This is a genomic window from Micromonospora sp. NBC_01392, from assembly GCF_045040125.1.
Taxonomy (GTDB): domain Bacteria; phylum Actinomycetota; class Actinomycetes; order Mycobacteriales; family Micromonosporaceae; genus Micromonospora.
The window spans coordinates 5,841,174-5,853,264 of the sequence record NZ_CP109549.1 but is presented as its reverse complement, the minus strand read 5'-3'; the positions used below and the strand labels follow the sequence as shown (position 1 = coordinate 5,853,264).

At 74.2% G+C, this 12,091-nt stretch carries 14 protein-coding genes and 1 riboswitch; of the genes, 4 read left to right on the top strand and 10 right to left on the bottom strand.

The features are described from left to right. Positions 1–328: 328 nt before the first annotated feature. The 3 genes from OG767_RS25280 to OG767_RS25270 form a co-directional block, all read right to left on the bottom strand. Positions 329–1,129 (bottom strand): energy-coupling factor transporter transmembrane protein EcfT, encoded by an 801-nt coding sequence (locus tag OG767_RS25280; protein WP_107155722.1) that lies wholly within the window; start codon positions 1,127–1,129, stop codon positions 329–331. Beyond that, positions 1,126–2,652, bottom strand: coding sequence for an ABC transporter ATP-binding protein (locus OG767_RS25275; RefSeq protein ID WP_405090807.1), 1,527 nt, complete (start codon positions 2,650–2,652; stop codon positions 1,126–1,128). The genes OG767_RS25280 and OG767_RS25275 overlap by 4 nt, the downstream gene beginning before the upstream one ends. A gap of 95 nt (positions 2,653–2,747) precedes the next feature. Then, complete coding sequence (locus OG767_RS25270; RefSeq protein WP_405090806.1) at positions 2,748–3,338, bottom strand: ECF transporter S component; 591 nt, start codon at positions 3,336–3,338, stop codon at positions 2,748–2,750. A 72-nt stretch (positions 3,339–3,410) separates the two neighbouring features. Then, a riboswitch (TPP riboswitch) is annotated at positions 3,411–3,517 on the bottom strand. Between the two features lie 76 nt (positions 3,518–3,593). Between OG767_RS25270 and OG767_RS25265 the strand changes: the two genes are divergently transcribed. The 4 genes from OG767_RS25265 (at position 3,594) to OG767_RS25250 (ending at position 7,834) form a co-directional block, all read left to right on the top strand. Then, on the top strand, positions 3,594–4,430 hold the full coding sequence (locus OG767_RS25265; protein WP_405090805.1) for an alpha/beta fold hydrolase: 837 nt from the start codon (positions 3,594–3,596) through the stop codon (positions 4,428–4,430). Beyond that, positions 4,427–5,176, top strand: a complete 750-nt coding sequence (locus tag OG767_RS25260; protein ID WP_405090804.1) for a sugar isomerase domain-containing protein — start codon at positions 4,427–4,429, stop codon at positions 5,174–5,176. Before OG767_RS25265 ends, OG767_RS25260 begins: the two co-directional genes overlap by 4 nt. A gap of 91 nt (positions 5,177–5,267) precedes the next feature. Continuing rightward, complete coding sequence (locus tag OG767_RS25255; protein WP_405090803.1) at positions 5,268–5,771, top strand: DUF6328 family protein; 504 nt, start codon at positions 5,268–5,270, stop codon at positions 5,769–5,771. A gap of 113 nt (positions 5,772–5,884) precedes the next feature. Further along, on the top strand, positions 5,885–7,834 hold the full coding sequence (locus tag OG767_RS25250) for an acyl-CoA dehydrogenase family protein (protein WP_405090802.1): 1,950 nt from the start codon (positions 5,885–5,887) through the stop codon (positions 7,832–7,834). 58 nt (positions 7,835–7,892) lie between these two features. On the opposite strand, the gene OG767_RS25245 is transcribed toward OG767_RS25250, so the two are convergent. Genes OG767_RS25245 through OG767_RS25215 form a run of 7 tightly spaced genes read right to left on the bottom strand, consistent with a single transcriptional unit; the run spans position 7,893 to position 12,050 of the window. Beyond that, on the bottom strand, positions 7,893–8,063 hold the full coding sequence (locus tag OG767_RS25245; protein ID WP_199199561.1) for a hypothetical protein: 171 nt from the start codon (positions 8,061–8,063) through the stop codon (positions 7,893–7,895). A 9-nt stretch (positions 8,064–8,072) separates the two neighbouring features. Further along, complete coding sequence (locus OG767_RS25240) at positions 8,073–8,678, bottom strand: hypothetical protein (protein WP_405090801.1); 606 nt, start codon at positions 8,676–8,678, stop codon at positions 8,073–8,075. Positions 8,679–8,723: 45 nt separating this feature from the next. Then, a complete protein-coding gene (locus tag OG767_RS25235; RefSeq protein WP_281937165.1) occupies positions 8,724–9,122 on the bottom strand; it encodes a Fur family transcriptional regulator in 399 nt (132 codons plus the stop codon). After that, positions 9,119–9,421 carry a metalloregulator ArsR/SmtB family transcription factor gene (locus tag OG767_RS25230; protein WP_107155730.1) on the bottom strand — a complete coding sequence of 101 codons (303 nt, stop codon included), beginning with the start codon at positions 9,419–9,421 and terminating at the stop codon, positions 9,119–9,121. Before OG767_RS25230 ends, OG767_RS25235 begins: the two co-directional genes overlap by 4 nt. 34 nt (positions 9,422–9,455) lie before the next feature. Next, entirely contained in the window at positions 9,456–10,334 is an 879-nt protein-coding gene (locus OG767_RS25225; RefSeq protein WP_405090800.1) for a metal ABC transporter permease, read from the bottom strand. Between the two features lies 1 nt (position 10,335). After that, positions 10,336–11,103, bottom strand: coding sequence for a metal ABC transporter ATP-binding protein (locus OG767_RS25220; RefSeq protein WP_396775754.1), 768 nt, complete (start codon positions 11,101–11,103; stop codon positions 10,336–10,338). After that, positions 11,100–12,050: a metal ABC transporter substrate-binding protein gene (locus tag OG767_RS25215; RefSeq protein ID WP_405090799.1), complete on the bottom strand. Its 951-nt coding sequence runs from the start codon at positions 12,048–12,050 to the stop codon at positions 11,100–11,102. The genes OG767_RS25220 and OG767_RS25215 overlap by 4 nt, the downstream gene beginning before the upstream one ends. Positions 12,051–12,091: the final 41 nt, after the last annotated feature.

Below are 12,091 nucleotides of genomic sequence, written 5' to 3'. Positions count from 1 at the left end.
CCCTTCCGGCGTCGGCCGATTCCCCGTCGGCCACTCCGACGTCGGCCGATTCGACACCGGCGCGTCCGACGCCGCCGAAGGCCGGTCCACCCACCGGCCGCGACCCCCGCCTGGCCGGTCGTAGCCAGCGAGCCGGCCAGAACCGCTTCTACGCCTTCCGGCGCAGCTGACCGCCGCAGATCCGGCACCTCCCCGTCGACGATCTGCGCCAAGCGGCGTCGATCATGAAGTTGGCGGTGACGAATCGGACATCTGTCACCGTCAACTTCATGATCAACGGGGCGGGGGCGGGGAGGGGGAGGGGAGGGGGGAGGGGAGGGGGGAGGGGTCAGCCGATCAGGGGGCGGAAGGTGCCCAGGAGGATGCTCGTGGTCAGGGCGGCACCGGCCAGCAGGGCGGCGGCGAGCACGAGCAGGGCGTCCGCGCGGGTGAAGCGCTGTCGGCGGGCGACCGTACGCGGGGTGCCCGCGTCGAAGCCCCGGGCGTCCATCGCCACGGCCAGCCGGGTGCCGCGCCGGATCGCGCCGACCAGCAGCGTGAACGCGGTGGACGCGAAGAGCCGCAGCTTGGCCACCGGGTTGCGGCCGGCGTCCACGCCCCGGGCCCGGCGGGCCATGCTGATCATCCGCCACTCCTGTTCGAGGAGCGGCACCAGCCGGAACGCGGCCAGCGCGCCGATGGCGAACCGGGCCGGCGCCTTCGCGTTCTGGATCAGCGCGTCGGCCAGTTCGGTCGGGTCCGTGGTGGCGAACACGATGATGCCGGGCAGCGCCACCGCGAGCATGCGTAGCACCAGCCCGAGCGCGGTGACCAGGACGCCCTGGGTGACCAGCACCGGCCCGGCCTCGACCAGCACCGGGCCGGACCGGTCGGCGGCGAAGAGCACCAGCGTGACCAGGATGCCGACGGCGGCGGCCAGCAGCGGCCACGCCCGGCGGGCCAGCACCCGGTAGCGGACCCCGAACAGCGGCAGCACGGCCAGCTCGACCGCGATGGCGATGGCCGGCGCGACCGGGTCCAGCGTCGCCACCAGCACGATGGTGAACACCATCGCGGCGGCCAGCTTCGCCACCGGGTTGCGCCGGGCCAGCGGGGCGCCCGGCGTCGCCACCGGCTCCAGGTCGATCACGGCGCACCCGCCCCTCGGCCCGGCGGTGACGGGTGCCGCGCCGAACCGGGAGGGCCCGGCGGTGACGGACGCCGCGCCGAACCGGGACGGCCCGGCTCGTCGGACCCGGCCGGGCGGTCCAGCGTGAGCGTCCGGTCGGCCAGCGCGGCGACGAAGTCCGCGTCGTGGGTCACCGTGACCACGCCGTGTCCGGCGTCGCGCAGCTCGGCGAGCAGGTCGACCAGTTCCCGCCAGGTGCGCCGGTCCTGGCCGAACGTGGGCTCGTCGCAGATCAGCAGGCGGGGCGCGGTGGCCAGGGCGGTCGCCACGCTCAGCCGCCGCGCCTCGCCACCGGAGAGGGTGTACGGGTTGGCGCCGGCCAGCCGGTCCAGCCGCAGCCGGTGCAGCAGCGCGTCCACGGTGGCGGTGACCGCCGCCTCGGACTGTCCGGTCCGGCGCGGGCCGAGCGCCAGTTCGTCGCGGACCGTACCGGTGACGAACTGGTGCTCCGGGTCCTGGAAGACCGAGCCGATCCGGCGGGCCAGCGCCGGCGCCCGCCAGCGGTGCGGGGGAGTACGCGCGTCCCGCCCGGCCAGTTCCGTGGCCGCGGTGACCGTGCCGGTGCCGGGGCGCAGCAGGCCGCCGAGGAGCAGCGCCAGCGTGGACTTGCCGGCGCCGTTCGGGCCGAGGACGGCGAGCGCCTCGCCGGCGCGTACCCGGAGGTCGGTGGGGGCCAACCGGGGCGGCAGGCCGAGCCGGTCGGCGGTGAGCAGCACGTCGCCGGCCGGCGCGGTGGCGGGTCGCGGCGGCACGGTGTGCCCGGGCACCCAGACCCCGGCGGCGGCCAGCGCCTCGCCGTGCGCGGCGAAGACCGCGCCGGGCGGACCGTCGGCGCGCACGCCGCCACCCGGTTCCAGCACCACCACCCGGTCGACGAGCGGCAGCGCCTCGGCGACCCGGTGCTCCACCAGGATCAGCGTGGTGTCCGGGTCGAGCGCGTCCGCGACCGCCCGGCGGATCAGCGCGGCGCCGGCCGGGTCGAGGTTGGCGGTCGGCTCGTCGAGCAGCAGCAGCCCCGGCCGCAGCGCGAGCGCCCCGGCGAGGGCCAGCCGCTGTTGCTCGCCGCCGCTGAGCGCGGCGGTCGGGCGGTCCCGGTGGTAGGGGAAGCCGACCCGGCGCAGCGCCTCGTCGACCCGGGGCCAGATCTCCTCGGCCGGCACGCCGCGGTTCTCCAGCCCGAACGCGACGTCGTCGCCGGAGCGGGCCATCACGAGCTGGGTCTCCGGGTCCTGGAACACCACGCCGACGCGTTCGCGCGCCTTGCGCGGGTCCAGCCCGTCGATCTCGACGGTGCCCTCCTGCTCGCCGGAGTCCTCCGGCAGCAGCCCGGCCAGCGCCGCCAGCAGCGTGCTCTTCCCGGCACCGGAGGCCCCGAGCAGCAGCACCCGCTCCCCGCTCTCGACCCGCAGGTCAACCCCGCGCACCGCCCAGCGTCTCCGTCCCCCGTGCCGCCACCCGAACCCCCGCAGAACCACCCCGCTCACCGCGCCACCCCCTCCCCAGCCTCGTTGATCAAGGAGTTTGCGTCAGGGAAACCGCCCGCCGCCGACGCGAACTCCTTGATCAACGGCGGGACCCCTCAGACCAGGGCTCGGTCGCGGCCGGCGGGGAAGCGGTCCAGGACGCCGGTGTTGGCCAGCGCGCGGGTGAGCACCCACGCGCCGAAGCCGGCGACGATCGTGGCGCTGACGATCGTGATGAGCGCGTACGGGATGCGGTAGGAGGTCAGCTCGTACGCCTTGTTCCAGTAGACGAAGTCGAAGATCGCCGCGCCCAGGCCGGTCAGCGCGCCGGCCAGCACCGCCACCGGCAGCTTGAACGAGCGGTAGCGGAACGCGGCGAACGCCAACTCCGCGCCGATGCCCTGCATCAGGCCCTGGAGGATCACGATGCCCGCCCACTGGCTGCCCAGCAGCGCGGAGACGATCGCGGCCACCGTCTCGCAGTAGAGCGCGGCGCCCGGCTTGCGGATGATCAGGCCGGCGAGCACCGCCGGGATCAGCCACACGCCGTAGAGCACCGCCTGCGCCGGCGGAAAGAACGCGAACGCCGCGTCGGTGGCGCTCCAGAGCAGGCCCCAGGCCCAGAAGACGACGCCGAAGGCGACGGCGATGACCGAGGCGACGACGATGTCGACGGTACGCCAGCGGTTGCTGTCGGTGTGGTTCATGGTGGCTCCCAGTTCGTGGTGAGGAACCAGGAGAAGACGCACGCCGCGCCCGGAATGCCGGACGTCGACGCGGCTGGAGGTCGACCGAACTCCCTGCGCTGGCATTACCCAGATCAGGTTCGAGGGTCTGCGGGCACCGGCCCGCACTCTCAGCGCTGTGCGCTCCCCTGTCGGATGTGAAGTTGTCTCGTCGCAGACGCTAGCACCGACGTCGGGGCCGGGCCCAGCAGGGCGACTGTCGGTAGGCTGGCGATCATGCAGGTCGAGGCGCGAAATCTGACGTTCGAGGTACGCACCGGCGGCCCCGAGGGCGGCGACCCCGTCCTGCTGCTGCACGGCTTTCCGCAGCACGCCGGCGAGTGGGACGCGGTGACGCCCGCGCTGCACGCCGCCGGGCTGCGCACGTACGCGCTCGACCAGCGCGGCTACTCGCCCGGCGCGCGGCCGGCGGCGGTCGAGGCGTACCGGATTCCGGAGCTGGTGGCCGACGCGACGGCCGTGCTGGACGCGCTCGGGGTGACCGCCGCGCACCTGGTCGGCCACGACTGGGGCGCGATCGTGGCCTGGGGCCTGGCGGCGGCGCACCCGGAGCGGGTGCGGACGCTGACCGCGGTGTCGGTGCCGCACCCGGCCGCGATGGGCCACGCGCTCGCCAACGATCCCCGGCAGAAGGCCAAGTCCGCCTACATGGCGCTGTTCCGGATGCCGGGCAAGGCGGAGAAGGTGCTGCTGGCGCTGCACGGCGCCGCGCTGCGCCGGCTGCTGCGCGGCGTCGGCGACGCGGCCACCGTCGCCCGGTACGCCGACCCGATGCGGGAGCCGGGGGCGCTCACCGCGGCGCTGAACTGGTACCGCGCGATGAGCGGGTCGGACATGAAGGCGGTCGGCCCGGTGGCGGTGCCGACCACGTACGTGTGGAGCGACAAGGACGTGGCGGTCGGCCGGACCGCCGCCGAGGCGTGCGCGGGACACGTCACCGGCGACTACCGGTTGGTGACCCTGTCCGGCGTCAGCCACTGGATCCCGGACGAGGCCCCGGGTCCGCTGGCCGAGGCGGTCCTGGCCCGGGTCCGAGGGACGGAGGAGGCATGACGGTGAGCGCCGAGGCGTACCTGGCGACGGTCACGTCGACGATGCAGCGGGTGGCCACCGAGCAGCGGGCGAACGTGGCCGAGGCGGCCGATCTGATCGTGGCGGCGCTCCGTGCCGACGGGGTGGTGCACGCGTTCGGCACCGGGCACTCCGAGGCGCTCGCCATGGAGATCGCCGGCCGCGCCGGCGGGCTGGTGCCCACCAACCGCATCGCGCTGCGCGACCTGGTCCTGCACGGCGGCGAGTCGGCCGACGTGCTCGGCCCGAAGCTGGAACGCGAGCCGGCGGTGGCGCACCGGCTCTACGAGCTGGCCCCGGTCCGGCCGCCGGACGTGTTCGTGCTCGCCTCCAACTCGGGCGTGAACGGGGCGATGGTCGAGTTCGCGTCGATCGTGAAGCAGCGCGGGCACGGGCTGGTGGCGATCACCTCCGCACGGCACTCGGCGCGGATGACCTCGCGGCACCCGTCCGGGCGGAAGCTGGCCGACTTCGCCGACGTGGTGCTGGACAACGGCGCCCCGTACGGCGACGCCACGCTGCCGTTGCCCGGCGGCGGCGCGGTCGGCGCAGTCTCGTCGATCACCGCCGCGCTGCTGGCCCAGCAGATCACTGTCGAGGTGGTGGCCCGGCTGGTGGCGGCGGGGGAGCGGCCGCCGGTCTACCTGTCCGCCAACATCACCGGCGGCGACGAGCACAACGCCGACCTGGAAGCCCGGTACGCGGGACGGATCCGCCGGGGATCGTGAGCCGGTTTCGCGAGCGCCCGAATCGGGCACAGGCGCTGCTGCCGGCGGGTGTTCACCCGCCGGCCGTGCCGTCTTCCCCGGAGGTTCACGAGTGTCCAAGGAATCCGAGAAGCAGCGCTGGCAGCGCAACTTCGCCGACCTGTTGCAGGAGCTGCGCGTCGCGCAGACCGGCGTGCAGATCCTCTTCGCCTTCTTGCTGACGCTGCCGTTCAGCAACGGGTTCACCCGGACCACCGAGTTCCAGCGTGACGTCTACATCGTGGCGTTGCTGGCCGCCGCCGCGGCCACCGCGATGATCATCTCGCCGGTCGCGTTCCACCGGGCGCTGTTCCGGCAGGGGCGCAAGCCGGAACTGGTCCGCTTCTCCCACCGGATGGCCACCGGCGGCCTGTTCTTCATGCTGATCGCGATGGTCAGCGCGGTGCTGCTGATCACCGACTTCGTGCTGCCCCGGCCGATCGCGTTCGTGCTCAGCGCCGTCACCGGGCTCTGGTTCCTGACGTTCTGGGTGATCCTGCCGTTTGCCCGCCGCAACTGGGGCGAGGACGACGTCGACGACGATGACGACGACCCGCAGACGCTGGCCGGCGACTGACGGTCCGCCAAATCGGACGTGCACGCGACGCTACCCCTGGGTAACACCCGGGGGTAGCGTCGTTTTCGTCGAGCGCGTCGATCGCAGCCGGACCGACCATCCAGGAGGCAGCCGTGACCACGACACAGAACAACGCCGACGGGGTGGGGCCGCTCCCCACCGAGGCGGGCCAGGTCTCCGAGAAGGAGGCCCGCCAGGTCGCCGAGGCGGCCCGCGAGGCGGCCTGGGACCGGCCCAGTTTCGGCAAGGAACTCTTCCTCGGCCGGTTCCGGCTCGACCTGATCAACCCGTGGCCCCGGTCCGACCCGGCCGACATCGCCCGCGCGGCGGAGTTCCTCGACGCGTTCGGGGCGTACCTGGGCGCCGAGGTGGACGGCGCGGCGATCGAGCGCGACGCGCGGATCCCGGACGACGTGTTCCACGGCATGGCCCGGCTCGGCGCGTTCGGCATGAAGATCGACCGGAAGTACGGCGGGCTCGGGCTCAGCAACCTGCACTACTGCCGGGCGTTGATGCTCGCCGGTTCGGTGAGCCCGGCGATCGGCGCGCTGCTCTCCGCGCACCAGTCGATCGGCGTGCCGCAGCCGCTGAAGATGTTCGGCACGCCCGAGCAGAAGGACCGTTTCCTGCCCCGGCTGGCCGCCGGCGAGGTCTCCGCGTTCCTGCTCACCGAGCCGGACGTCGGCTCCGACCCGGCGCGGCTGGCCACCACCGCCGAGCCCACCTCCGACGGCACCGGCTACCGGCTCAACGGGGTGAAGCTCTGGGCCACCAACGGCACGGTCGCCACCCTGCTGGTGGTGATGGCCCGGGTGCCGGCCTCCGAGGGGCGGCGCGGCGGGATCACCGCGTTCGTGGTGGAGGGCGACAGCGAGGGCATCACGGTGGAACGGCGCAACTCCTTCGTCGGGCTGCGCGGCCTGGAGAACAGCCTCACCCGGTTCCACGACGTGGTGGTGCCGGCCGAGAACGTGATCGGCGGCGAGGGCAAGGGCCTGAAGATCGCGCTGACCACGCTGAACACCGGCCGGCTGTCGCTGCCGGCGATGTGCGTGGGCGCCGGCAAGTGGGCGCTGAACGTGGCCCGGGAGTGGGCCGCCGACCGGGTCCAGTGGGGCCGGCCGGTCGGCGAGCACGAGGCGGTGGCGAAGAAGCTGTCGTTCATCGCCGCCACCACGTACGGCATGGAGTCCATGCTGGACCTGTCCTGCCTGCTCGCCGACGACGACCGCAACGACATCCGGATCGAGGCGGCGCTGGTCAAGCTGTACGCCAGCGAGATGGCGTGGCGGATCGCCGACGAGCTGATCCAGATCCGGGGCGGGCGCGGCTACGAGACGGCCGACTCGCTCGAAGCCCGGGGCGAACGACCGGCCGCGGTCGAGCAGCTCCTGCGGGACCTGCGGATCAACCGGATCTTCGAGGGGTCCACCGAGATCATGCACCTGCTGATCGCCCGCGAGGCGGTCGACGCGCACCTCTCGGTGGCCGGCGACATCATCGACCCGGACGCCGGGCTGGGCCGCAAGGCCGCCGCCGGCGCGCGGGCCGGTGCCTTCTACGCGAAGTGGCTGCCCACGCTCGCGGTCGGCAAGGGGCAGGCGCCCGGGGCGTACCAGGAGTTCGGGCCGCTGGCCGGGCACCTGCGGCACGTCGAGCGGACCTCCCGCAAGCTGGCCCGGTCGACGTTCTACGCGATGTCCCGGTGGCAGGGGAAGATGGAGCGCAAGCAGGCGTTCCTCGGCCGGGTGGTGGACATCGGCGCGGAGCTGTTCGCGATGTCCGCGGTCTGCGTCCGGGCGTACGCCGAGCGGCTCGAACACCCGGAGAACATCGAGCTGGCCGACCTGTTCTGCCGCCAGGCGCGGCTGCGCGTCGACGAGCTGTTCACCGGCCTCTGGTCGAACACCGACTCGGTCGACGTGGCCGCCGCGAAGCGGATCGTCGCCGGCCGCTACGCCTCGGTAGAGACCGGCGTGATCACCCCACCAACTGACCTCCCCTGGGTGGCCCCCTGGACCCCAGGCCCCTCCACCGCCCACGACGTCCGCCGCCGCCTGTGAAAGGAGGGGCCCCCTGTTAACGCCTCCGGCAGAGGAGGGGGCCCCTTTTAACACCCGCTCAGCGGCGGGCGATGGCCCAGGCGATCACCGCGGCAAGGATCAGGCCGTTGAGCGCGGCCAGCACCAGGTAGGCCGCCGGCGGGATCTTGCGGCCCTTGCGGACGAAACTCACCAGCACGCCCGCGTAGGCCAGCAGCAGCACGGCCACGACGATCAGGAAGTACAGCACCGGGACACCCTACCGGCCGGTGCGCAACCCCAGTCCGCGCAGCTCCAGCGCGGCGAGCGCGTCGACGGTGGCGTCGTCGCCGCGCCGCCACGCCTCGGCCACGTCCGGCGCGATCCGCTGGAGCTTCGACAGCGGCTGACCGGCGAGCGCGCGCAACGCCAGCAGGTCCCGGCCGGCGGGCGCGGCGGACATGGCCTTCGCCGCGCCGGCCCGGCGCATCCAGCGCACCCGCAGCGGCAGCCAGCCGAACAGCACCAGGCCGAGCGGGAACACCAGCACCGCGACGGTCAACGCGAGCGCCAACTGGCCGACCAGCTCCTGCTGGTCCCGGCCGGCCTCGGCCATCGCGCGCGCGGCGTCGGCGGCCCGGGTGAAGGGCGCGGTCAGCTCGTCGCCGACCAGCGGCACCCGGCCCACCTTGCCGCCGGCGTCGGCCAGGTTGTCGGCGAGGCCGGCACCGGCGCCCTCCAGCTTCTGCCCGGGTACGGCGAGCTTCTCGACCAGGTCGTGCAGCCAGAGCGCGAAGCGGATCGCCGCGTACACCCAGACGACCACGAGCAGGTCGGTCAGGAGCTGGCGGAGGGCGGTCGGAAAACGGTCGGCGTAGATCTTCACGCCGGACAGCCTGCCACGGCGCGGCCACGGCGGCACCGGTCGGATTTACCGGCCGGCGCAGGCCGGGCAGGTCCCGAAGATCTCCAGGGTGTGGCTGACCTCGGTGAAGCCGTGCTCGGCGGAGATGCGGTCCGCCCACTTCTCCACCGCCGGCCCGGCCACCTCGACGGTACGACCGCAGCCCCGGCAGACCAGGTGGTGGTGGTGCCCGTCGTCGCTGCACCGTCGGTAGAGATGCTCGCCACCGGGCGGGCGCATCACGTCGATCTCGCCGGCGTCGGCGAGCACCTGCAACGTCCGGTAGACCGTGGTCAGCCCGATCCGGTCGCCCCGTCGGCGCAGCATGGCGTGCAGGTCCTGGGCGCTGTGGAAGCCCTCGACCTCGTCCAGCAGCGCGCTCACCGCGCTGCGTTGCCGGGTGGTACGCGGCGTGCCGGTGGTCATGCCGGTCCCTCCCCGGCGTGGCTGACCGCGTCCGCCACGATGTGCGCGACGTGCTCGTCGACGAGCGCGTACGCGATCTCCCGGCCGCGTCGCGAGCCGCGCACCACCCCGGCGCCGCGCAACACGCGCAGGTGCTGGGAGACCAGCGGCTGCGGGGCGCCGAGCGTCTCGACCAGCTCGTGCACGCAGCGCTCACCCTCGGCCAGCTCGCTGACGATGGCGAGCCGGATCGGGGCCGAGAGGGCGCGGAGCAGCTCGCCCGCGCCCTCGAAGGCGTCGTACCCGTTGGTCCCGGTCACCCCGTAACGATAACCACTGCCGGTTGGGGCGCTCTCATCCGAGCAGCACCTCGTGCTCGGCCGGCTCGACCGGCGCGGGAGTCGGCGTCGCCCGGCCGCGGCGCCGCCGCAGCGCCCGCCCGCCGGCCGCCAGCAGCGCCACCACCAGGAACGAGCCGATCGCCACCAGCACCACCGAGGCGCCGGGCGCGGTGTCGGCCGTGGCGGCCACCCACACCCCGGCCCCGGCCGCGAACAGGCCCAACGCCATGGCCGCCGTCATGGTGGACCGGAAACCGCGGGTCACCTGCTGGGCGGTGGCCACCGGCACCACCATCAACGCGCTGATCAGCAGCACCCCGACCGCCCGCATGGCGATGGTCACGGTCACCGCGGTGCCCACCGCGACGAGCAGGTTCAGCGCCCGTACCGGCAGGCCGGAGACGCGCGCGTACTCCTCGTCGTGGCAGACCGCGAACAGCGCCGGGCGCAGCACCAGCATGGTCACCAGCAGCACCGCGCCGAGCACGCCGATGGTGACCAGGTCGCCCTGCGACGTGGTGGTCAGCGACCCGAAGAGGTACGCGTTGAGCGACCCGCTGCTGGCGTCGGAGAGGCCGACGAGCATCACGCCGCCGGCGATGCCGCCGTAGAACAGCAACGCCAGCGCGAGGTCGCCGGAGGTGCGCCCGTACGCGCGGACCAGCTCGATGACGACCGCGCCGAGCGTGGCGGCGAGCACCGCCACCAGCACCGGGGAGCGGTTGAGCAGCAGCCCGGCGCCGACGCCGGTGAGCGCCACGTGCCCGATGCCGTCGCCGATCAGCGCCAGCCGGCGCTGCACCAGGTAGATGCCGAGCGCCGGCGCGGCCAGGCCGATGACCAGCGCGCCGACCAGGGCACGGAGCATGAAGTCGTACTGGAAGAGGTCCATCTCAGATGCTCCTCCAGAGCCCGGCGGGCTCCTCGTCGCAGTGCGGGTGCACGTGCTCGTGGTCCGGGTCGGCGTGGTGGCCGGCCGGCTCGGGCACCGCGCCGTCGTGGGCGATCCCGCCCTGGTGCACCACCACGGCCCGGCTGATCAGCGGGCGCAGCGGCCCCAGCTCGTGGGCGACCAGCAGCACCGTGCCGCCGCCGTCGCGGAAGCCGCGCAGCGCCCCGGCGAACGCCTCCTGGCTGGCCGCGTCCACGCCGGCGGTCGGCTCGTCCAGCACCAGCAGCTCCGGGCCGCCGGCCAGCGCGCGGGCGATCAGGGCGCGCTGCTGCTGCCCGCCGGAGAGCGTGGCGACCGGGTCACCGGCCCGGTCGGCGAGCCCGACCGCGCGCAGCGCCGCCGTCACCGCCTCCCGGTCCGCCCGCCCCGCCGGCCGGAGCACGCCCCGGCGGGCCAGCCGCCCGGACGCCACCACCTCGGCCACCGTGGCGGGCACCCCGCCGCCGGCGCCGAGCCGCTGCGGGACGTACCCGATGCGGTGCCACTGCCGGAAGCGGCGCTGCGGCGTGCCGAACAGGGTGACCGACCCGGCCCCGAGCGGCACCAGGCCGAGCGCGGCGCGGACCAGCGTCGACTTGCCGGAGCCGTTGGCGCCGAGTACGGCGACCACCTCGCCGGCGGTCAGCGTCAGCGAGACGTCCCGCAGCACCGGCCGGCCGTCGTAGCCGACGGTGGCGTGCGCGATGTCGATCACGGGTGATGAGGTCATGAGCAGTCCAGGGCGGTTCGCAGGGTCTGGAGGTTGGCGCGCATGGCCGACAGGTAGTCGCCCTCGGCGGGCGGGCCCTCGATCGGGTCCAGGACCGCGGTCTTCGCCCCGACCTCCCGGGCGATCGTCTCGGCGACCTTCGGGCTGACCAGCGTCTCGAAGAAGATCGTACCGGCCTGGTGCGCCCGGGCCTCCCGCGCGACCTCGGCGAGCCGCTGCGGGGAGGGTTCGGCCTCCGGGGTGAGGCCGGTGAGCCCGATCTGCTCCAGCTTGTAGTGCTCGGCCAGGTAACCGAAGGCGGTGTGGCTGGTCACGATCTCGCGGCGCTGGCAGGAACGCAGGCCCTCGGCGTACTCGGTGTCGAGCGTCGTCAGCTCGGCGCGCAGCGCGCCGGCCCGGGCGGTGTAGTCGGCGGCGTGGTCCGGGTCGACCGCGCCGAGGCGCTCGGCGAGCTTGTCGCCGACGGTGGCCAGCCGGGTCGGGTCGAGCCAGAGGTGCGGGTCCTTGCCGCCGCCCTCCTCCTCGTGGCCGGCCTCGCCCTCGTGGTCGTGCTCGTGGCCACCGGCAGCGGCGTCGAGCAGCGGGGCGACACCGGCCACGTCGAACGCGCGGTCGCCGCCGTTCTGCTCGACCGCCTCGTCCACCGCCGGCTGGAAGCCGGTCAGGTAGACGATCAGCTCGGCGTCGACCACCTGGCCGACCTGGCGGGGGTTCAGCTCCAGGTCGTGCGGCTCCGCGCCGGGCTTGGTCAGGTTGCCGACCACGACCCGGTCGCCGCCGACGCGCTCGGTCAGGAACTGGAGCGGGTAGAACGCGGCCACCACGTCGACCCGGCCCGGGTCCTTGCCGCCGCCGTCGCCGCCGTCCGAGCAGGCGCTGAGCCCGCCCAGGGCGAGCAGGGCGGCGGTGGCGGCGGTCAGGACGCGGGGGGTGGCACGGGCGGTCATGGAGCAACTGTCCGCGATAACGAAAATTATTGTCAAAAACG